A 19,726-nucleotide genomic window follows, 5' to 3' on the forward strand; every position below is an offset into this window, starting at 1 on the left:
GCAGGCCACTTTAGGACTAGCCGAAGGTCTATCATCTTTTGCCTAAAACAGAAAATACCGCTGGGCCATGGGCAGCACATCGGCGGGTTCGCAGGTGAGGAGTTGGCCATCGGCGCGAACTTCGTAGGTTTCGGCGTTCACCTCCATGTGGGGCTGGTAGGTGTTGAGCTTCATGTCGGCCTTGGTGAGGTGGCGGCAGTTGGCCACGGCGGGGGCGGCTTTGGTGAGGCCGAGTTGGCTAGGGATGCCCAACTCCAGGGCGGCTTTGGAAACAAAGGTCAATGAGGTCGCCGCCATGGCCCCACTAAAGCTGCCGAACATGGGCCGCATGTGGACGGGTTGGGGGGTGGGGATGCTGGCGTTGGGGTCGCCCATTTGCGCCCAGGCAATCGCGCCGCCTTTGATCACCATTTCGGGTTTGACGCCAAAGAAGGCGGGTTTCCACAGGCAAATATCCGCCAGCTTGCCCGCTTCGATGGAACCCACATGGTCGGCAATGCCGTGGGTGATGGCGGGGTTGATGGTGTACTTGGCTACGTAGCGCTTGGCCCGGTGGTTGTCGTTGCGGTCAGAATCTTCGCTGAGTGGCCCCCGCTGCACCTTCATTTTGTGGGCGGTTTGCCAGGTGCGAATGATCACTTCCCCGACGCGCCCCATGGCCTGGGAATCTGACGCGATCATGCTAAAGGCACCGAGGTCATGAAGGATGTCTTCGGCGGCGATGGTTTCGCGGCGAATGCGGGACTCGGCAAAGGCGATGTCTTCGGGGATGCTGGGGCTGAGGTGGTGGCAGACCATCAGCATATCCAGATGTTCGTCCAGGGTGTTGCGGGTGTAGGGGCGGGTAGGGTTGGTGGAGGAGGGCAGCACGTTGGCCTCGCCGCAGACCTTGATGATGTCGGGCGCGTGGCCCCCTCCAGCCCCTTCGGTGTGGTAGGTGTGGATGACCCGGTTTTTGAAGGCGGCGATGGTGTCCTCCACAAAGCCCGCCTCGTTGAGAGTGTCGGTGTGGATGGCGACTTGCACATCGTACTCATCGGCGACGGCAAGGCAGGTGTCGATGGTGGCGGGGGTCGTCCCCCAGTCTTCGTGCAGCTTCAGGCCAATGGCTCCGGCTTTAACTTGCTCCACCAGGGCTTCCGGCAGGGCGCTGTTGCCTTTGCCCAGGAATCCCAAGTTCATCGGGAAGGCTTCCGCCGCTTGCAGCATTCGGGCCAAGTGCCAAGCCCCCGGCGAGCAGGTGGTGGCGTTCGTCCCCGTGGCTGGCCCCGTACCGCCGCCGATCATGGTGGTAACGCCAGAGGCAATGGCGGTTTCAATCTGCTGCGGACAAATGAAGTGGATGTGGGTGTCGATGCCGCCAGCGGTGGCGATCATGCCCTCGCCTGCGATCACCTCGGTGCCGGGGCCAATGATGATGTCGATGTTGTCTTGGATGTAGGGGTTGCCCGCCTTGCCGATGGTGTGAATTTTGCCGTCCCTCAGGCCAATGTCAGCCTTGACAATGCCCCACCAGTCCAAAATCAGGGCGTTGGTAATCACCGTATCCACCGCCCCAGCCTCGCGGCCAATGGGAGACTGGCCCATGCCGTCGCGAATTACCTTACCGCCGCCAAATTTCACCTCGTCCCCGTAGGTGGTGAAGTCCTGCTCCACCTCGATGATCAATTCCGTGTCGGCCAGACGAATGCGGTCGCCCACCGTGGGGCCAAAGGTTTCCGCATAGGCGCGGCGATCCATGCGATAGCTCATGGGGACTCCTAGAGAAGATGAGGCAGCCGATTGAAGGGGAGGTTGTTCAATCCTTGAATTAACCCAGGCTACCAGACTCTAGAATGCGGGATTTTCCGCCGTGGGTCAATCAACGCTGGCCGCTTCTCCTCGACTCATCAGCCTCACCCAGCGGGAGCCCCACCGATGGCCAAAAAGTTACTCGGATAAATTGGATCCGGTATCAACGTAAAGAGACTCTAGCCGTTGCAGCACCTTGGCCTTGAGGTTCGTTTTAAATTCGGTTCGCAGCAGATCGCGGCTGGTGGCTAGGGCTCCTACATCAGGATGGCTGCGGGCATTCACCACCCATTCCTTTAGCATGTTGCGCTGGGGTTCGGCGACGGTGCAAGACAGCACATGGGCGCAGCGGCGCGGATTTTCTAGGGCAAACAGCAGCAGTTTGTAGGATCCCGTTTGCCCCAATAGGCTAGTAATGTCTTGACCTGAGGAGGTTTTGAGGTCGAGGTAGCAGGGGAGCCAGCGAGCCCCGTAGGTGCTGCTGTAGAGCACCGTCAGCCACAGCATGACCGGATGGGGCGACATGGTGCAAATAAAGGTGTTGTAGCGGGTGCTGATCAGGCGGCGGTTGATTTCCTCCTGGGGCATCATAGCCCAGAGGGTGGCCAGGGGGCCTTGGCTGGTCGGTACTGCGTGGGGAAAGACAATTTCGGCGGTAGGTTTGGTGGGAGGCCACACCATCAGCCGACATACCTGGCTTTCATCCACGTCCTCGGCAGATTCAAGCGGCTGGGTCACGGGCACCCGGCTGAGGGTGGTGTTGATCCGCTGGCTGATGCGGAACCCATTGATATAGCGAGCTTCTAGGGGCTCTAGGGTATTCAGTACCTCCTGAATGGTCTGAGGCCGATCCTGCGGGCGCTTGGCAATGCAGCGCATAATTAAGTCTTCCAGCAGCCGAGGGATCTTAAGGTGACTAGCGACCTCCTCCATGCGCTTGGGAGTTTCGCTTTGGTGAACCTTGTACCACCCGCCAAAGGTGTGGCTGCTGGCTCGTAGCGGTAGATTCCCGGTCAGCATCTGAAACATCATGATGCCGAGGCTGTAGATGTCGGATCGGCCATCCAACTCCTGCCCATCCATTTGCTCCGGCGAGGCATAGGCCAAGGTGCCCATAAAGCAGTTGGTCTGATCGGCCCCCGCCTGCATCAGCTTGGCAATACCGAAGTCAAGAATTTTGGCCAGTTCCCCCAGGGTGGGATCGTGGACAATCATGATGTTGCTGGGCTTGATATCTCGGTGAATGATAGGTACCGGATGGGCCTGGGTTTTCACCATAATGCCCTCGTGGGCCGCCTGGAGCCCCAGGCAAATCTGGCGAATCAGCCCCAAAAAGCGCGGGATCGGCAGGGGCTGAAGGTTGATCATTTGGCTCAGACTTTGGCCCTGGAGGTACTCCATCACATAGAACGGCACCCCCTCTTCGTTGACGCCATAGTCGGTCACGCGCACCACATGGATGCTTTTTTGGCCAAGCTGGGCGCAGGTCATCGCTTCTTGCATAAAGCGCTCCCGCATTTTGTCGTTCATCATGGTTTGCGACAAAAACTTGACCGCCACCCGCACATTGCCCAGCAGCACATCCTCAGCCAAATAGACCCGCCCCATGGATCCTTGTCCTAGGGGTTCCAGTAGCTCGTAGCGATTGGCGAGTTTAGTGCCTAGATTGGAGTCAACCATACACAGTCATTCAGCTAGTAATCATAAACACAAGGGCTATTTGCTAAAATCCGCACCTCTCCCCAAATTAATCCCCTCAACCCCCTAGTCTCTAGCTTAGGGTGGCAAGAAATATCTTCAGGCTGGGTATAAGGCATGATGACATAACCTCACCTTAGCCTAGAGCCTAGAATTCGCCCCCTCAGGCTACCGTCTAGCGTACCGACTAGCAGCAGCAACCCTTTACGGGCCTAGGGATGGCCAGGGTTATAACCTGTATCAAGCCTTGAGGCTGGTAACGTAATTTTAATATGCCCACTTTCTGGCTCAATTGCCGGATTTACCCACAAGACTTCATTGAGAGGCAGTCTTTGGTAGGGCAATCGATAGCTGGGTTAGGACAAAGCCGCTACCATCGCCAGCCCTTCCCGTTGTCAGGGAGATCCTACAGAAACAGCGCCCCTGGGGTTCTCACCTTCGCAGGAAGGGCGGATCATCCTGCTTGCAGGATCGTATCCCGACCAGATTCTGGGTCGCAATCGGCGCAGTCAGCAGCCATGCTCTCATCGTGGCTCCCAAAATCAGCCCCCACGATGATCCAGAAACGGAACTCTACCAATGCGATCCGCCTGGTAGCTGTCGCCGCCATCAACGCGCTCGCGAACGGTAGCGCCCACCCTCAGTCGCTAACCGTTCGCGGGTGGGGTCATCTGGGGCTGAAGGGTAGCTTCCATGGCGCTAGTGAGATAATGGCCCGTCATGATGCCGCTAGAGAGGTGGTAGCGACCATCATCAAGGCGGTGGAGGGTTTCAAATCCGGTGCGGCGCTGGCGATCTCCCAAGGCCCAGTATCGCTGAATGATGGAGTCTGGGGCCACCCAGCCTTCCCCTTCCACCCGGCCCAGTTGGCTGTGCTGGAGCACAAAGGTGTATTGACACTCACCATTGGCCAGCCGCCCGCGATACTGAAGGGCCATTTCCGGCGGAGTGGCTTCGGGCATCACCAGCTTCATCACCATGGTGAACCAATCATCTCGGCTCCAGGCGATCAAAATCTTGCCCTTCACCGGGGTGGGCAAACGATCCCGCTCTAGCCAGCTTCCTTGTAACGTCCAACGTCCTGGTTCAACCAAAAAACTGTGAACCACTGATTGCCCCCTAAACCATGACCCTTAAGGCATCTGGCCAAAACTCATCCCAGTGCCCCCAGCTATACCGACGGAGACAGTCTTTGCGAGCTGTCCACTTCTCCCTATCCAGCATACGCCCTATTGCTGGGAGTAAGATCGGTCGTCTTTAATTCGGGCTAAGCCAATGCCTAGAGCCCAGCCCAGGGTAAGCGGGCCGAGGGGGGACGACAAATCTTCTAGGGCTGGTGCAGGTCGCCGAGGCACACCGCCGACCGCGCCCCCGTGACCGCTGGCAGATTACCCGGAAACCCCTGCCAGCGCCAGTAGCCCAGCACTGCAAAGGCAATGGCTTCCTTGTCGCTAGCGGGCATTCCGGCGGCATCGGTGGGGTTCACCGGAATCTCCGGGAACTCGGCTTGGAGGTGGGCCATCAGCACTGGATTGCGACAGCCGCCCCCGCCCACCAGGATCGTATCGGGCAGGGCGGGCAAGAAAGATCGGTAGGATTGGGCAATGGTGGCCGCTGTGAACTGGGTCAACGTGGCGACAATATCGGTGGGGCTGAGCCCTCGGTGCTGGGCGGCGGCATAGCAGTGCTGAAAATACTCCCAGCCAAAGAGTTCCCGTCCGGTGGATTTGGGCGGTGGCTGGTGCAGGTAGGGATGCTGGAGCCAGTCGTGGATCAACTCCTGGCAAGGGGTGCCCTGGGCGGCCCAGGCTCCGTCGGCGTCGTAGGTGAGGGTGCCCTCAGACAGGGTGGCCATGGCGATGTCGATGAGGGAGTTTCCTGGCCCGGTGTCCCAACCGAGGATGGCCGGGGGCTGCGGAGATTGCGACCGATCCCAGGCGGGCAGGTACGTCACATTGCCAATGCCGCCAATGTTCTGCACACAGCGGCGCTGCTGGGGATGGCTGAGCAGGCACAAATCTACAATCGGCACCAGGGGCGCACCTTCCCCTCCGGCGTCAATGTCCGCCTGCCGAAAGTTGCTCACCGTGGGAACGCCCAGCCGCCGCACCAAACTCGCCCCCCGCCCCAACTGCACACTGTAGGCTAACCGCTCCCCCTGCACGGGACGATGGAACACCGTTTGGCCGTGGGAGGCCACCAAATCCACCGGGCCAGTGCGGTCGATCACCCGCTGCGCCGCCTGGGCAAACTGGTGGGCAATGGCCTCGTCCAGATCCGCCAAATCCGCCAAGGCCATGGGCTGTCCGGCACAGACCGATAGAATCCGCTGCCGCAGGTCGTCGGGGTAGGGTGCAGTAAAGCCGCTGAGGACGTTAGCTTGCAGATCGTAGCCCTCACCCTCAATCTCCACCAGGGCCACGTCAATGCCATCCACAGAGGTTCCGCTGATTAACCCAATTACCCGCATGGTTTTGTCTCGCTTTTCCTCGTCAGCAGGTTTCAATGGACAGCCGATCCTAGCGCTCTGAGTGGTCTGAACAGCGTCCTACACAGGCAACCGCTCTAGCCCCTTATTGCTGCCAATCACCACCATCAGCCCGCCCGCCTTCAGCCGAGTGACGGGGCTGGGGTTGATTTCAAACTTATCGGGCTGTTGGTCTTGGCTCACCGCCAGCAGGGTGAGTTCGTAGCGGTTGCGAAGGTCGAGGTCGATGATGGTTTTTTGGTCAAAGGCTGGGGGCACAATGATTTCGGCGATGCTGTGGTCGGGGTCAATCTCAAAGCGATCCAAAATTCCTGGTGTCGTCAAGGATCGCGCCAGTTCGCAGCCCATCTCATGCTCTGGAAACACCACATGGTCAGCCCCGACGCGATCCAGCAGCTTGCCGTGGATTTCCGAAGACGCCTTAGCCACCACGTTCTTTACCCCGGCCTCCTTCAGGTTCAGGGTGGTGATAATGCTTTCTTCCACATAGTTGCCGATGGCCACAATCACCGTGTCGAACTCGGTGATGCCCGACTCCTTGAGGGCCGTGGGCTGGGTGGTGTCTAGCTGCACGGCGTGGGCAGCAATCTGGTCGGTCAGAGCTTGGCTAACGCGGCGTTCGTCCTCGTCGGCGGCGAGCACTTCATAGCCCAAACTGTTGAGGGTGGTACACACCGCCCGACCAAAGCGCCCCAGCCCAATCACCGCAAACTGGCGAGTGGGGGAGCGCATTTTGCGTAGAAAGCTCAGCGATGACAGGTTCACAGGCTAACGTCCAACGGCGAGTAATGGGAGAGAGGCTGATCCATTCAATCCTATTATTGCCATCTTGTTATGGCTACCTAGGCCGCGAACCACCCAAGATAATTTCTTTAGCGGGGGGAGGTCTTTTTTGATAGGCTAGCTTAATGACTTTTAAAGGATAGGACTATGCAACTTGGTCGTGGCAAAACCGTTCGTAGGGCCTACGGCATTGACGAAATCGCCCTCGTGCCCGGCCCTAGAACCCTGGATCCCTCCCTGGCGGATACCCACTGGCAGATTGGCGGCATTGATCGCGAAATCCCCATCATCGCCAGCGCCATGGATGGCGTGGTGGATGTCACCATGGCCATTCGTTTGTCGCAGTTGGGAGCCTTGGGGGTGCTCAACCTAGAAGGTATCCAAACCCGCTACGCCGACCCCAACCCCATCCTCGACAAAATTGCCTCCGTGGGCAAAGAGGAGTTCGTGGGCCTGATGCAGAGCCTCTACGCCGAGCCCATCAAGCCCGAACTGATTACCCAACGGATTCAGGAAATTAAAGCCGGGGGCGGCATTGCGGCTGTCAGCGTCACCCCCGCCGGAGCCGCTCGCTTTGGTCAAACCATCGCCGACGCCGGAGCTGATCTGGTCTTCGTGCAGGCCACCGTGGTGTCTACAGCCCACCTGTCTCCCGAATCCATTGCGCCCCTGGATTTGGCCGCGTTCTGCCAAGCCATGCCCATGCCTGTCATCCTGGGCAACTGCGTCACCTACGACGTCGCCCTCAACCTGATGAAGGCCGGAGCCGCTGGCATTCTGGTGGGCATTGGCCCCGGTGCCGCCTGTACCTCCCGTGGGGTGCTGGGGGTGGGGGTGCCCCAAGCCACCGCCGTCTCCGACTGCGCCGCCGCCCGCGACGATTACTTCCAGGAAACCGGGCGCTACGTCACCATCATTGCCGATGGCGGTCTCGTCACCGGGGGCGACATCTGTAAGTGCATCGCCTGCGGGGCCGATGGCGTGATGATTGGTTCTCCCTTCGCTCGCGCCTCCGAAGCCCCAGGCCGAGGCTTCCACTGGGGCATGGCCACCCCCAGCCCGGTGCTCCCTCGCGGCACCCGCATTCGGGTCGGCACTACGGGCACCCTAGAGCAAATTCTGCGCGGCCCCGCCCAGCTCGATGACGGCACCCACAACTTCCTAGGTGCACTGCAAACCAGCATGGGCACCCTCGGCGCGAAGGATCTCAAGGAAATGCAGCAGGTGGAAGTGGTGATTGCGCCGTCCCTGCTCACCGAGGGCAAAGTCTACCAAAAGGCCCAACAACTGGGCATGGGCAAATAGCCCAGGGTAGAAGGGCTGGGCATGGGCAAATAGCCCAGGGTAGAAGGGCTGATCAGATTGAACGTCGATTCCCAAAATCGCCATAGCTAAGGTGACAGATTGTCAACTGTCTGCCCTTTTGGGGTAGCAGATTTCCAACCCTCCACGGTACAATCGAGAAAAGCGGAGACGAAAGTTTCCGTTCACTCCTCACACCACACTCCGCCTGGGCCTTTGGGTTCAGGCGGTTCCTTTTTTAAGCCATGTTTCCTAGCGTTCGTTGCCAGAGGGTGGATCTTAACCCTGCGGCCCATTGTTAGGGGCGACACCCGTAGCAGGCAACCGAAATTTCGCGGAGGTTGAGGGTACGGCATGGCCAGCGATACCCCAACCCCTGCGGCCCAGCAGCGCAAAAATATATCCTATTGTATGGCCAGCGGTTAAAGGGGGCGGTTTTTGGCTATGGTAAGATGGCGTGTGTTTAAGAAAGGCAAGGAAGACTAGGCATGGCAGCCGCTCAGGTCACAGATTCTACGTTTAAGCAAGAAGTCCTCGAAAGTACCGTCCCCGTTCTGGTGGATTTTTGGGCACCCTGGTGCGGCCCCTGCCGGATGGTGGCCCCTGTGGTTGAGGAAATTGCCGACCAGTACGACGGCAAGGTGAAGGTGGTCAAGGTTAACACCGACGAAAACCCCCGCGTAGCCAGCGACTACGGCATTCGTAGCATCCCCACCCTGATGATTTTCAAAGAAGGGCAGCGGGTCGATATGGTGGTGGGTGCAGTGCCCAAAACCACCCTGGCCAACACCCTAGAAAAGTATCTTTAGGCCGACAACCAACGCACCTTAGCTTGGCCGAGTTTTCTCAACCTGAGAGCCTGGTTCTTAGGTAATGCGCCATAGGGTCTCAGGCACCTGCTTCCTATCGAGGCAGGTGTTTTGGCGTGAGGGGCTAGCCGAAAATACCCAGTCGGCGAACAATTCTCGGTAGAATAGATTACTGCCCATAATTTCCCAGTCCTGATATTTCCAGTCCTATGGTTGCTACCCCCTCGAATCTTCCGGCCAACATCCAGGCAGACATGGAGGTGCTGTTCGACCACCTCCCTTCCATGGAGCATGGCAAACTGATTCGGCAGGTGCTAGAAACCATTCTGCGGATGATGGGGCGCGAGTCGGAGCGGCTGGACTGGAAGATTTTGAACTATGCCCTGCTGGATATGGAGCAGGGCTTCCAGATGTTCCATCCCTATCGTCATACTCGCAAGGTGACGATTTTTGGTTCTGCCCGCATGGGGGCCGATAACCCCGACTACCTCCTCGCTCAGCAGTTTGCAGAGCAGGTGACGCAACTGGGCTTTATGGTGATGACCGGAGCCGGGGGCGGCATTATGGAAGCGGGCAATGCCGGGGCAGGGCCAGAAAATTCCTTTGGCCTCAACATTCAGCTCCCCTTCGAGCAGGGGGCCAACCCGGTGATGACCGACAATCCCAAGCTGGTGAACTTCAAGTATTTCTTCACCCGAAAGCTATTTTTCATCCGCGAAAGCGATGCTCTGGTGCTGTTTCCCGGCGGCTTTGGCACCCAGGATGAGGGCTTTGAGTCTCTGACGCTGATTCAGACCGGGAAAGCCGACCCCATGCCCGTGGTGCTGATGGATCACCCCGGCGGCAACTACTGGAAAGACTGGGATGCCTACATTCGCAAACACCTGATGGCGCGGGGGCTGATTAGCCCCGACGACCCCAGCCTCTACACCATCACCGACAACGTAGACGACGCCTGCCACGCCATCAGCAGTTTTTACCGGGTCTACCACTCCTGCCGCTATGTGGGAGATCGCTTGGTGTTGCGGCTGAAGGGCGATCTCCCCGACGCGGCGGTGGCCTTGCTGAACGAAGAGTATGGCGACATTCTCTCCAAGGGCCACATTGAAAAAACTGCTGCTCTGCCCGAAGAAAAGAACGATGAAACCATTTCTCTGCCGCGCCTGGCGATGCACTTCAACCATCGAGACTTTGGCAAACTGCACCAATTTATTCGCCGCTTGAACGACCTGGGCGACAGCCGCCCTGAACTAGAGCATCCAGAGCAGAAATAGGCTATTGGCTGATGCCGATGGCTGCAAAGCCATTCAGCCAAGCCAAGGCCGTTGCCCCCATTGCCCATCAATGGGGCTTTTTTGTATTAACCCGCACGTAGCGTCCCGGTCACAAACAAGGCTGTGTTTCCTACCTTAGTTGGCGTCATGCCCTAGAAACTCGCGTGGGGTTGAATCCCTCACCTTCGTGGTTTCAAAGCCTTCCTCAAAATACGTACATACTGCAATTTTATTGATTAATCAAGTCAAGCCACTCGATCTATGCCCTATAAATAGCGTCTATCTTGCAGATTTTTAGCGTAGAACCGTTGATGATGGGGGATAGTAAATAGACTTTGAGATAAAGCCTCTTCATGTTGACGGAGTTGATTGATCAGGTGCGGCCCGCCCTGGGATTACAACAGAAACAAGATATTCAACTGGCGGCTCGCCACCTGGGTCGTTTTGCGTATTCTGACCAAACCGCCGAGCCTATTTTGTTGGGCGATGACTGTGCCGCCATTGCCGATGGAGATGGCTACCTGTTGCTGGCGGCAGAGGGGTTGTGGCCGCCCCTGGTGGAAACCGATCCTTGGTTTGCGGGCTGGTGCGCTGTGTTGGTCAATGTCAGCGACATCTATGCCATGGGGGGTCGCCCCCTGGCCGTTGTGGACGCCCTCTGGAGTGCTTCCAGCGAGCAGGCGGATCTACTCTGGCAGGGAATGATTGCGGCCTCGAAGGCGTTTAATGTGCCGATTGTGGGAGGGCACAGCAATTGCCATAGTCCCTATGGGGCCTTGTCGGTGGCCATTTTAGGACGGGCGACCCATCTTATCTCCAGCTTTACCGCTCAACCCGGCCATGTGCTGGTGCTAGCTACTCAGTTGACTGGGCGCTTGCACCCCCAGTATCCCTTTTGGGATGCGGCGACCCAGGCTGATCCGGCGGATTTACGGCGACAACTGGCCGTGTTGCCAGCCATCGCGCAACAGGGACTATGCCAGACCGGGAAGGATGTCAGCATGGGCGGTATTTTGGGGACGGCTATGATGTTGCTGGAAACGTCGGGGTGTGGTGCCGTGATCGATGTGCCGACGATTCCCCGACCGCCATCGGTGCCGTTGACCCAATGGTTGCGCTGTTTTCCCAGCTATGGCTTTTTGCTAAGTGTGGCTCCAGAACATTTAGCGGCCCTACAGCACTGCTTTCAGCCAGAGGGCATTACCTGTGAAGCCATTGGTTACATCACGGATGCTCCCCAATTGATCCTTAAATCTGGCGCGGAAATGGCGGTCTTTTGGGACTTTTCAACCGAGGGGCTAACGGGGTTTTCTCCTGAGTGAGACTGAGGGAAGTCATGTACTTCCATGACGCTTTTAATACCGATGCAATGGTTGTGATGAAAATTTCCCTACTGACCTATTCCACCAAACCCCGAGGGAGTGTCGTTCATACCTGGGAATTGGCCACGGCGCTGCATCATCTCGGCCATCAGGTGGCTGTTTACGCTCTGGATAAAGACGGTCAGGACATCGAGCGCGTCTTACCCTGTCCCCTGCACCGGATTCCGGCTAGTCCAGCCCCTGCTGATATCGATGGCCTCATTTCCCAGAGAATTCAAGAATTTGTAACGGGGCTGGCTAGGGCAGACCACACCTACGACATCTACCATGCCCAGGATTGTATTGGGGCAAATGCTCTGGTAACGCTGCGGCAGCAAGGGCTGGTTCCCCACGTGGTGCGCACGGTTCACCACGTAGAAGACTATGCCAGCGCCTATTTGCGGCAGTGTCAGGATACCTCGATCTATCAGGCGGATTTGTGCCTATGCGTCAGTGATCGCTGGCAACAGGCCTTAGCGAATGACTATCATCTCTCTGCGGTGCGAGTGGTCAATGGCGTTGACCAGCAGCGATTTACCAACCAGCCCCAGAGCAGAGATGCCGATATTAAAAACACCTATGGCTTAACGGGTTCTCCTATTTATCTAACCGTGGGGGGAATTGAGCCCCGCAAAAATTCCCTGCGATTACTCGAGGCTTTTTCCCAAGTTCGGCACCACCATCCCCAGGCCCAGTTGGTGATTGCCGGAGGAGCAACCTTGTTTGATTACCAGACCTATCGAGATCAGTTTTTCCAGCGAGTAACCGACCTTGGGCTGACCGTGGGTGCCGACTTAATTTTGCCTGGGGTTGTCCCTGATGCCGTGCTACCAGGGCTATACCGTAGTGCCGATGTGTTTTGTTTTCCCTCCATTAAGGAAGGGTGGGGATTGGTGGTGATGGAGGCCATTGCTGCTGGACTTCCGGTCATTGTCGCGAACGAGCCACCGTTTACAGAATTTCTAACGCCCCAGCAGGCTCTTTTTGTGACGCCTACCGCTGTCTCCGACATCGCGAAGGCGATGATAACGGCAGCAGACCCAAGTCAGGCCCAAGGCTTCATCCACCACAGCCGTGCGATTTTGCCCCAATATACCTGGCAGGCTTCAGCCCAGCAGCATGTCCTGGCCTATCAGCGTTTGATATCGGGGGCGGCGGCTATTCCAGAAAGGCTAGTACCCGCACCTGCGGAGCCTTTTGATCCTCAGGCTGGGCCATAAACCGAGTTGATTGGGATTCTAGATGCTCCAACTGCCCCAGGGCCAAACTACAGGGAAAGCCATATTTGGCCTGTACCCGCTGACTCGCCGTTTGCAGGGCGGTGCGAGATCGATCCAGAAAGTCCTCAAGGGCGTAGCTTTCTCCCGTTGTGAAGTAGTCTTTGACCACTAACGAGGGAGAGTAGCAGATTTCCTGGGAACCATCGGGCCACTGAATTTGAAAGCGTATTTCAGGCATAGAACAAGAGGGTGTGATCACAAGGAAACTTAGAACAGCTAGGACACTTGCAGTCCACGCTCAGCCATGACTCGTCGGACTTCGTTGCCGGGGGGATAGAAGGCCAAATCCGCTTCCATCAAATGGTGGGGATGGCCGCAGATGTCGATCTCTTGGAGCGATGTCCAGTGCAGCCGCTGAAAGAATCTTACATTTTGCCTTTGTACCGTGGCCAAGAAGCGATCGCAACCCCAGCCGTGGGCCGTTGTTACGGCCTTCTGAATTAAGCCTTTGCCAATGCGCCCAACGCGCCGATAGCGAGGATGAACCCCAAGCCGTCCGCCATACCAAAGGCGATGCTCCGCCTCGTAGATGCGCACGATGCCCACCACCTGCCGCCCTGCCAAAATATCCTGCTCCACGGCAATGATGGGATAGGCGATATTGTCCAGTTCATCCCTATCGTCTTCGGAGAAAAGCCCCTGCTCCTCGCAGAAAATGGCCCGCCGAAGCTGGAAATAGGCGCTGACATCCTGGGGGGTCTGGGCTAATTCAAAGGTATATCGAGGTAAAGACATGGTGGATACCGTCTATACAATGCTCTTTACAGTGCGGCTGCGACCCGGTTGCAACCGCCAACCGAGGCTGCCGCAGTTCATGAATCCACGGACTTTTTGAAGGTCTACTCAAACGCCGCTAGGGCCGAACAGGCTCCACATTTGGCACAGCCCGCCTTCATGGCCGCTGCCGTCATCCCGGCCTGCTTCAGACGCTGGCCCACCTGTTCATACACCGCCGTCATAAACGCCGCACTGGGGGCCGGATGCTGGGCTAGGGGCGTGTCGGTAATGGGCACAAAGGGCACGATAAACGGATATACCCCCATCGCAATCAGCCGTTCCGAGGTGGAGATCAGAGTTTCGAGGGAATCCCCTAGCCCCGCCAGCAGGTAGGTCGTCACCTGCCCCCACCCAAACACCTGCACCGCCGCCTCAAAAGCCTCAAAGTACACCGACAGAGGCACCTCGGCCTTACCGGGCATAATGCGAGCCCGTACCGCTGGATCTGCCGCTTCTAGGTGCATCCCAAGGCTGTCAATGCCTGCCTGTCGCATGGTCTCAAACCAGCCAAAATCTGCCGGAGGCTCGCACTGGGCCTGGATGGGCAGATTCACCCGTTGCTTGATGGCTCGCGCACATTCGGCTAGGTAAGCGGCTCCTCGATCCGGTGTATTGGGCGTTCCGGTGGTCATGATCATGTGTTGCACACCGTCTAACCGCACGGCGGCCTCGGCCACTTCCGCCAACTGTTCCGGGGTTTTACGCGCTAGGGTACGCCCCTGATCCAGGGATTTTTCAATGGCACAAAACTGGCAAGCCGTGGAGGCGTCCCGATAGCGCATACAGGTTTGCAGCACCGTTGTTGCCAAAACATCCTTGCTGTGGAGCAGGGCGATTTTCCAGTAGGGCACCCCATCCGCTGTGGTTAAGCTATAAAACCGGGGCTGGTGGGGAAACTCAACGGTGGCAACGGGCTGATCCTCATAGGTCAAGATGGCCTGATGGGTCTCCTCTGAATTGGCAACCCCGTAGGGCGAACTAGCGGCGGTTCCGGTGTAGATCGGCACCATGATGGTGCGACCATCAATGGTTACGGCTTTATGGTCGGAGGGGCCAGCGCCCCCCCGTCGGCCTTGGGCCCCCATCGATTCATCGACAATCTGCAACCCACGGGTCTGCAATTCCGTTAGGAGATGTTTTGGATTCATGGCAGGAGGAGGTGACGTTGGCGGTGATGTGGGCAGTCGGTAACGCTAGGCGTCATGTCAGAGAGATAGTTCGGTCTCAGCCGCCTGCGGGGGGGAAGCAGGAGAGACCATCGGATCACGATCTGGCTCCGGCGACCCCGTTTCCAGCAGCGACCAGGGCGCTTGATTCAGCCGCAGCTTCAGCAAATCTGGACGGGCATAGTGGCCCACGGCATCCATCATGCGCTTGCGCTTCGTGATCAGGGAAAAGTCGAGATCGGCAACTACCATGCCCTCGCCCTCAACAATAGGGTCGGCCAAGGGCACCCCCTCAGGGCTAATAATGGCGGTGTAGCAACCACCACTGAGCGCCTTGTGCAGCGCCGTATCTGGCGTAATCTGCGCCTTTTGTTCCGCCGTTAGCCAGCCCGTCGCATTCACCACAAAACAGCCGGACTCTAGGGCATGGTGGCGCATGGTCACTTCCATTTGGTCACTAAAGATTTGACCCACCATCGACCCCGGAAACTGCCCACAATGGATTTGCTCGTGCTGGGCCATCAAGGCAAAGCGGGCCAAGGGATTGTAGTGCTCCCAACAGGCTAGACTGCCCAAACGACCCACCTGGGTATCCGCAACCGTCAAACCCGTCCCATCCCCTTGCCCCCAGACCATGCGTTCGTGATAGGTCGGCGTGATCTTGCGCCGTTTCAGGGCAAGCTGGCCATCCGCATCAAACACTAGTTGAGTGTTGTAAAGCGAACCCGCATCCCGTTCTGTAACTCCCAGGACGATGACCATGCTGTAGGAGCGAGCGGCCCGCGACACCGCATCCACCACTGGCCCCGGCACGGTTACGGCCTCCTCGTAGAGGGTCATGTGGGGCTTACCCATCAAAACGGGGGGCGTTACAAAGGAGAAATAGGGGTAGTAAGGGACAAAGGTTTCCGGGAAGACAATGAGATTCACCCCGTCCTTGGCCGCCGCTGCAATGGCGTCTAAAACCTTTTCTGTGGTTCCCTCACGACTGTGCAGCACGGGGCTAATTTGAACCGCCGCCGCCCGAACAACCTGACTGTAATCCATGACAATACCCCCAGTAATAAACGCTATACGATGGAACCGAAGCAAGCCTATATCCCTGCTTCGGTTCCCCAAGCTAGAGCGTCCAGGTATTGAGGATAAAGGCTCCTTCTTTGCGATGCATAAGGATTAAATCCATTACATCAAGAGGATTAATGGGCCGAATACCCGGAATCAAAGAGGGTTCGCCATGACCATAGAGGGCTTGCAAGGCAAATCGACAGGCGTAAATTTTGCCCCCCTCTTCCATGATTTTAATCAACTGATTATTCATGGCTTGGTGCCCAGGAAAAGCTTCGTCTCCCAACTTGGGAAAACCACGCTGTAGCCCCAGCGTTACCCCAGGCCCATAGAGCAGAACAGATGTCTCAAATCCCTTCCGAATTAGGCGAGTGGCCTGCAACAAATTCACTAGGCCAATCGACCCCTCAAAGGCTACCGTATGAAAGGTAACGAGGGCTTTTTCTCCCGGATCGGCTTGGACATCCGGAAACACTTTTTCTTCGTAGTCCACCAAAAAATCGCCAGCCTTGTGGGCAGGAGCAGTAACCTCAGGCATTACAGTTGTCCTCAAAAACTAACAAACTTTGCTCAAGCCTAGATACAGGAAAGGGTTTGCACTAAATCACTCCTGCCTCTAGCGTTTGAATTTGAATCTTTCAAGATGGGTTCTTGTTAGTTAGCACCTTAAAATTCCGTAACGTCACAGCCTGTATCACAAACAACAAAGTTGTAGAGTCTGTGACTAGTGCCAGGGAAAACTGAACAACATCGAATAGAATCTGGGGTACGTGGGACATACCTATCAAAAGTGATAGGGTAATCTTCGCTAATTGTAGTCATATCTTGATAAAGAGAGCGGCGAGCCTCCCCCAACGTACTTATTTTGGTCGCGTTGACCAGCAGCAGCCCTAGTCATAGCCACAGTTACGGCTGTTTTGTGCTTCAAACTACAAGAAGCCAATGCTAAACCGCATAGCTTAATCTCAAGTCCTACGCCAACGACGAATTCACCGGAGATGGTCAAGGTTAAATACTATGCAGCATCACGCAGTCATCATTGTGGGCGGAGGGCAAGCGGGGCTCTCCATGAGCTACTGCCTCAAGGAACGGGGAATTGATCATGTCGTTCTGGAAAAGCATCGAATTGGTCATGCTTGGCGCAATCAGCGCTGGGATTCATTTTGCTTGGTGACGCCTAATTGGCAATGCCAGTTACCGGGATTTCCCTACCCAGGCCCTGATCCCCACGGATTTATGGCTAAAGACGAAATTGTGCAATACATTGAGGCCTATGCTCGCCACTTTAATGCCCCGGTACAGGAAGGGGTAACGGTTTCCAAAGTGCGGATGGAAGGTGGCAATAAGTTTTATCTCAACACCTCCGCCGGAGAGTTCACTGCTAATCAAGTGGTGATTGCCACGAGCGGTTACCATCGGCCTAAAATTCCGGCCTATGCGGAGCGCTTACCCGCAACGATAACTCAACTTTCTTCCTCACAATATAAAAGCCCTGAGCAGCTTCCTGAAGGTGGGGTACTCATCGTGGGGACGGGACAATCTGGCTGCCAAATTGCCGAGGATCTTCACTTGGCGGGTCGGCAGGTTCACCTCTGTGTTGGGGGGGCTCCCCGTTCTCCCCGGCGATATCGGGGACGAGATGTGGTGGACTGGCTGGAACAGATGGGTTACTACGATATTCCCATTGATAAACATCCCCAAAAAGAGGCCGTTCGCGACAAAACCAATCACTATCTCACCGGGCGTGATGGCGGACGGGAGATTGATTTGCGCCGTTTTGCCCTCGAAGGGATGAAGCTCTACGGACGATTAACGGCGGTTGAAAATGACCAACTGCGGTTTGATGACAGCCTCTCGCACAACCTTGACCAAGCGGATGCCGTCGCCGAAAGTATTAAACGCACTATCGATCAGTTCATTAGCAATCAGGAAATTGAGGCTCCAATTGAGCCACCCTATGAGCCCGTTTGGACACCCCAAGAAACGATTGCATCGCTGGATCTGACGACCGCCAATATCACAACGGTGATTTGGGCCATTGGCTATGATATGGACTTTAGCTGGGTAGATGTGCCCGTCTTTAATGGTAAAGGCTATCCCTGTCATGATCGCGGCATTACGGCGGTAGAAGGCTTTTATTTTCTAGGGTTGCCCTGGCTCTATACCTGGGGTTCTGGGCGATTTTCTGGCATTGCCCGCGATGCTTACTATGTGGCAGATCGCATCGTGATGACCGAGCGTCGAAAACATTCAACACAGTCCTTACTGGATCGATCACCGCTGCTAGAAGTCATCAATGATATGGCCTTGGGATCTTGATCTAACCCCTGTGATCCCTTTAAATTCATCCCCTAAATCCACCCTTGGGCAACCGCTTGGTAAACCCCCTGGTAACGGTTTTTGGCCTTCAGCTTGGCCAAGCTATTGTTAATATGGAATCTCACCGTACTTTCGCTGATAAATAGGGCTTGGGCAATAGCGCGGTCACGCTGTCCATCCGCCAGTAAGGCCATCACCTGTTGCTCACGCTCCGACAGGAGCGGCGCAGGATCTGGATGGCGTTCCACGGGATTCTGTAGAGCTTGGTGAATGAGGGCGCGTAGATCCTCTGCCGTACTTCTAACGTCCATGACAGCGACCACGCCCGCCGGAACACTTCCCTTGCCCTGGTTGACCCACACCACAGGGAGATGTCCGAGCCATGCCGGGTCATCTGTAATCCGCACCATAGCCCCAGCCTCTCCAGTCCCAGCTTCTCCGTCTGTTACCCAAAAGCCCGCCTGGGCAACGAGGTGGACAACACCCTGGTGCGTGAGCGGTTGGCGACATTGCACCTGTACCACAATGGGATACTGGGCCGCAGGAAGCATGACGGAAAGTTGAGAAGTCTGCCGCTGCACAACAGATCGAACCTCAAAGCTCCCCCCTAAACAGATCACCCCGTGCCTAATGTCGGCAAAACGAGAGTCCCTAAACCTGCCGTGCAGGTGCCCCCTCCGTTCCTCCTCCTCAGGAATCAAACCGGATTCCTCATCGGCGAGTGCCTCAAGGTACACCGTGTGGGGAGTATAGGTAAGGCGACAATAGCGACAGTTCACCTGGTTGAGGGTTTCGACCACCTGTCGCAGCAAGTGGGCCACCATCGGCCTGAGAGGACGCTCGGTACCCACTAGGGTAAATGGACTATCCCCCAGGAGTTGAGCCAGTTGATCCGAGAGCGATGTGGTTTGCAGTCCAGCGTCTCTAGGCGCTGAGGCCGTCGCTTGGGCCGCATCCAACGCCACGGTAACGGTCATACACAGCACCTGCAACACCTCCAGAAACTCTGGCTCAAAGGGGCCACGCCGAAAACTCGCCAGAACACCCAGAACCCTTTCTCCAGCCACAAGGGGATAGCCCGCAAAGCCTTGAATGTGGTTATCCAGCGCCCATTGGCGATCCTTGACCCAAGCCTCTTCCGATAGCTGATTACTGAGAAACGGCACCCGATTTTGGGCAATTTTTCCCACCTTATAGGCCCCCATGGGCACCCGCGCAAAGGATCCATTGGTGTGGGTATAGAGCCCTGAGGACGCCACTAAGCGCAGTGTGACTTGGTTCGGTTCCAGTAACCAAATACGAGCAAAGGCACAGCCAAATTGCTGCACCAAGGACTCGGTCACTCGGTGGGCAATCTGGGTTGGATCAAGCTGGCCACTAATGGACTGGGCAATCTCCTTGACCTGCTGCAAGTCGTGCACCAGTCGGGCCGCATCTAAAAACGAGGAAAATTGGCCCACAGGGATATCCAAGATTTAGACGGCGCTAAGGTCAACGGATTATCCTTCGATCCAGAAGTCTTACCCCTACGGCTGGCCTGCCTAGAACGCAACTTTCTAGCTCAGACTTCTAGCTCATCAGAGTTGGTACGACCCATCATTGCTAACGCCATT

The 19,726-nt window shown here is 56.7% G+C and carries 17 protein-coding genes; 6 read left to right on the forward strand and 11 right to left on the reverse strand.

Going from position 1 to position 19,726, the window contains the following annotated elements:
- Window positions 1–42: 42 nt before the first annotated feature.
- The 5 genes from ureC to GFS31_RS14955 all read right to left on the reverse strand — a co-directional run bounded on the left by ureC (window position 43) and on the right by GFS31_RS14955 (window position 6,742).
- Window positions 43–1,752 carry an urease subunit alpha gene (gene ureC, locus GFS31_RS14935; protein WP_198805597.1) on the reverse strand — a complete coding sequence of 570 codons (1,710 nt, stop codon included), beginning with the start codon at window positions 1,750–1,752 and terminating at the stop codon, window positions 43–45.
- A gap of 177 nt (window positions 1,753–1,929) precedes the next feature.
- On the reverse strand, window positions 1,930–3,471 hold the full coding sequence (locus GFS31_RS14940) for a serine/threonine protein kinase (RefSeq protein WP_198805598.1): 1,542 nt from the start codon (window positions 3,469–3,471) through the stop codon (window positions 1,930–1,932).
- A 665-nt stretch (window positions 3,472–4,136) separates the two neighbouring features.
- Window positions 4,137–4,598 (reverse strand): hypothetical protein, encoded by a 462-nt coding sequence (locus GFS31_RS14945; protein ID WP_198805599.1) that lies wholly within the window; start codon window positions 4,596–4,598, stop codon window positions 4,137–4,139.
- Between the two features lie 218 nt (window positions 4,599–4,816).
- Window positions 4,817–5,995, reverse strand: a complete 1,179-nt coding sequence (locus GFS31_RS14950) for an anhydro-N-acetylmuramic acid kinase (protein WP_263974845.1) — start codon at window positions 5,993–5,995, stop codon at window positions 4,817–4,819.
- 42 nt (window positions 5,996–6,037) lie between these two features.
- The gene (locus tag GFS31_RS14955; protein ID WP_198805600.1) at window positions 6,038–6,742 is read right to left on the reverse strand and encodes a potassium channel family protein; all 705 of its coding nucleotides are present in this window, start codon (window positions 6,740–6,742) and stop codon (window positions 6,038–6,040) included.
- 165 nt (window positions 6,743–6,907) lie between these two features.
- On the opposite strand from GFS31_RS14955, the gene GFS31_RS14960 reads away from it, so the two are divergent.
- The 5 genes from GFS31_RS14960 to GFS31_RS14980 all read left to right on the forward strand — a co-directional run bounded on the left by GFS31_RS14960 (window position 6,908) and on the right by GFS31_RS14980 (window position 12,726).
- Window positions 6,908–8,065, forward strand: coding sequence for a GuaB3 family IMP dehydrogenase-related protein (locus GFS31_RS14960; RefSeq protein WP_198805601.1), 1,158 nt, complete (start codon window positions 6,908–6,910; stop codon window positions 8,063–8,065).
- 485 nt (window positions 8,066–8,550) lie between these two features.
- Window positions 8,551–8,871: a thioredoxin gene (gene trxA, locus GFS31_RS14965; RefSeq protein WP_198805602.1), complete on the forward strand. Its 321-nt coding sequence runs from the start codon at window positions 8,551–8,553 to the stop codon at window positions 8,869–8,871.
- A 209-nt stretch (window positions 8,872–9,080) separates the two neighbouring features.
- Window positions 9,081–10,145: an LOG family protein gene (locus GFS31_RS14970; RefSeq protein WP_198805603.1), complete on the forward strand. Its 1,065-nt coding sequence runs from the start codon at window positions 9,081–9,083 to the stop codon at window positions 10,143–10,145.
- A gap of 353 nt (window positions 10,146–10,498) precedes the next feature.
- On the forward strand, window positions 10,499–11,467 hold the full coding sequence (locus GFS31_RS14975; RefSeq protein ID WP_198805604.1) for a sll0787 family AIR synthase-like protein: 969 nt from the start codon (window positions 10,499–10,501) through the stop codon (window positions 11,465–11,467).
- Window positions 11,468–11,523: 56 nt separating this feature from the next.
- The gene (locus GFS31_RS14980; protein ID WP_198805605.1) at window positions 11,524–12,726 is read left to right on the forward strand and encodes an MSMEG_0565 family glycosyltransferase; all 1,203 of its coding nucleotides are present in this window, start codon (window positions 11,524–11,526) and stop codon (window positions 12,724–12,726) included.
- On the opposite strand, the gene GFS31_RS14985 is transcribed toward GFS31_RS14980, so the two are convergent.
- The 5 genes from GFS31_RS14985 to GFS31_RS15005 form a co-directional block, all read right to left on the reverse strand.
- On the reverse strand, window positions 12,665–12,964 hold the full coding sequence (locus GFS31_RS14985) for an MSMEG_0570 family nitrogen starvation response protein (protein WP_198805606.1): 300 nt from the start codon (window positions 12,962–12,964) through the stop codon (window positions 12,665–12,667). The two genes, GFS31_RS14980 and GFS31_RS14985, sit on opposite strands and share 62 nt — an antisense overlap.
- Before the next feature lie 38 nt (window positions 12,965–13,002).
- The gene (locus GFS31_RS14990; RefSeq protein WP_198805607.1) at window positions 13,003–13,521 is read right to left on the reverse strand and encodes an MSMEG_0567/Sll0786 family nitrogen starvation N-acetyltransferase; all 519 of its coding nucleotides are present in this window, start codon (window positions 13,519–13,521) and stop codon (window positions 13,003–13,005) included.
- A 104-nt stretch (window positions 13,522–13,625) separates the two neighbouring features.
- Window positions 13,626–14,711 carry an MSMEG_0568 family radical SAM protein gene (locus tag GFS31_RS14995; protein ID WP_198805608.1) on the reverse strand — a complete coding sequence of 362 codons (1,086 nt, stop codon included), beginning with the start codon at window positions 14,709–14,711 and terminating at the stop codon, window positions 13,626–13,628.
- A 57-nt stretch (window positions 14,712–14,768) separates the two neighbouring features.
- The gene (locus tag GFS31_RS15000) at window positions 14,769–15,776 is read right to left on the reverse strand and encodes a Nit6803 family nitrilase (RefSeq protein ID WP_198805609.1); all 1,008 of its coding nucleotides are present in this window, start codon (window positions 15,774–15,776) and stop codon (window positions 14,769–14,771) included.
- 73 nt (window positions 15,777–15,849) lie between these two features.
- Window positions 15,850–16,332 carry an MSMEG_0572/Sll0783 family nitrogen starvation response protein gene (locus tag GFS31_RS15005; RefSeq protein WP_198805610.1) on the reverse strand — a complete coding sequence of 161 codons (483 nt, stop codon included), beginning with the start codon at window positions 16,330–16,332 and terminating at the stop codon, window positions 15,850–15,852.
- Window positions 16,333–16,811: 479 nt separating this feature from the next.
- Here GFS31_RS15005 and GFS31_RS15010 point away from each other — a divergent pair, with 479 nt between their 5' ends.
- Window positions 16,812–18,113, forward strand: coding sequence for an MSMEG_0569 family flavin-dependent oxidoreductase (locus tag GFS31_RS15010; RefSeq protein WP_198805611.1), 1,302 nt, complete (start codon window positions 16,812–16,814; stop codon window positions 18,111–18,113).
- A 32-nt stretch (window positions 18,114–18,145) separates the two neighbouring features.
- On the opposite strand, the gene GFS31_RS15015 is transcribed toward GFS31_RS15010, so the two are convergent.
- The gene (locus tag GFS31_RS15015; protein ID WP_198805612.1) at window positions 18,146–19,573 is read right to left on the reverse strand and encodes a GAF domain-containing protein; all 1,428 of its coding nucleotides are present in this window, start codon (window positions 19,571–19,573) and stop codon (window positions 18,146–18,148) included.
- Window positions 19,574–19,726: the final 153 nt, after the last annotated feature.

The sequence above is a fragment of the Leptolyngbya sp. BL0902 genome (assembly GCF_016403105.1).
Classification (GTDB): domain Bacteria; phylum Cyanobacteriota; class Cyanobacteriia; order Phormidesmidales; family Phormidesmidaceae; genus Nodosilinea.

Bases quoted from the DNA above. Each gene is read 5' to 3' on its own strand.
- GFS31_RS14940 (WP_198805598.1), bottom strand. From the start codon at position 3,471: ATGGTTGACTCCAATCTAGGCACTAAACTCGCCAATCGCTACGAGCTA.
- GFS31_RS14985 (WP_198805606.1), bottom strand. From the start codon at position 12,964: ATGCCTGAAATACGCTTTCAAATTCAGTGGCCCGATGGTTCCCAGGAA.
- GFS31_RS14970 (WP_198805603.1), top strand. From the start codon at position 9,081: ATGGTTGCTACCCCCTCGAATCTTCCGGCCAACATCCAGGCAGACATG.
- GFS31_RS14995 (WP_198805608.1), bottom strand. From the start codon at position 14,711: ATGAATCCAAAACATCTCCTAACGGAATTGCAGACCCGTGGGTTGCAG.
- ureC (WP_198805597.1), bottom strand. From the start codon at position 1,752: ATGAGCTATCGCATGGATCGCCGCGCCTATGCGGAAACCTTTGGCCCC.
- GFS31_RS15000 (WP_198805609.1), bottom strand. From the start codon at position 15,776: ATGGATTACAGTCAGGTTGTTCGGGCGGCGGCGGTTCAAATTAGCCCC.
- GFS31_RS14975 (WP_198805604.1), top strand. From the start codon at position 10,499: ATGTTGACGGAGTTGATTGATCAGGTGCGGCCCGCCCTGGGATTACAA.
- GFS31_RS14960 (WP_198805601.1), top strand. From the start codon at position 6,908: ATGCAACTTGGTCGTGGCAAAACCGTTCGTAGGGCCTACGGCATTGAC.
- GFS31_RS14990 (WP_198805607.1), bottom strand. From the start codon at position 13,521: ATGTCTTTACCTCGATATACCTTTGAATTAGCCCAGACCCCCCAGGAT.
- trxA (WP_198805602.1), top strand. From the start codon at position 8,551: ATGGCAGCCGCTCAGGTCACAGATTCTACGTTTAAGCAAGAAGTCCTC.
- GFS31_RS15005 (WP_198805610.1), bottom strand. From the start codon at position 16,332: ATGCCTGAGGTTACTGCTCCTGCCCACAAGGCTGGCGATTTTTTGGTG.
- GFS31_RS15010 (WP_198805611.1), top strand. From the start codon at position 16,812: ATGCAGCATCACGCAGTCATCATTGTGGGCGGAGGGCAAGCGGGGCTC.
- GFS31_RS14980 (WP_198805605.1), top strand. From the start codon at position 11,524: ATGAAAATTTCCCTACTGACCTATTCCACCAAACCCCGAGGGAGTGTC.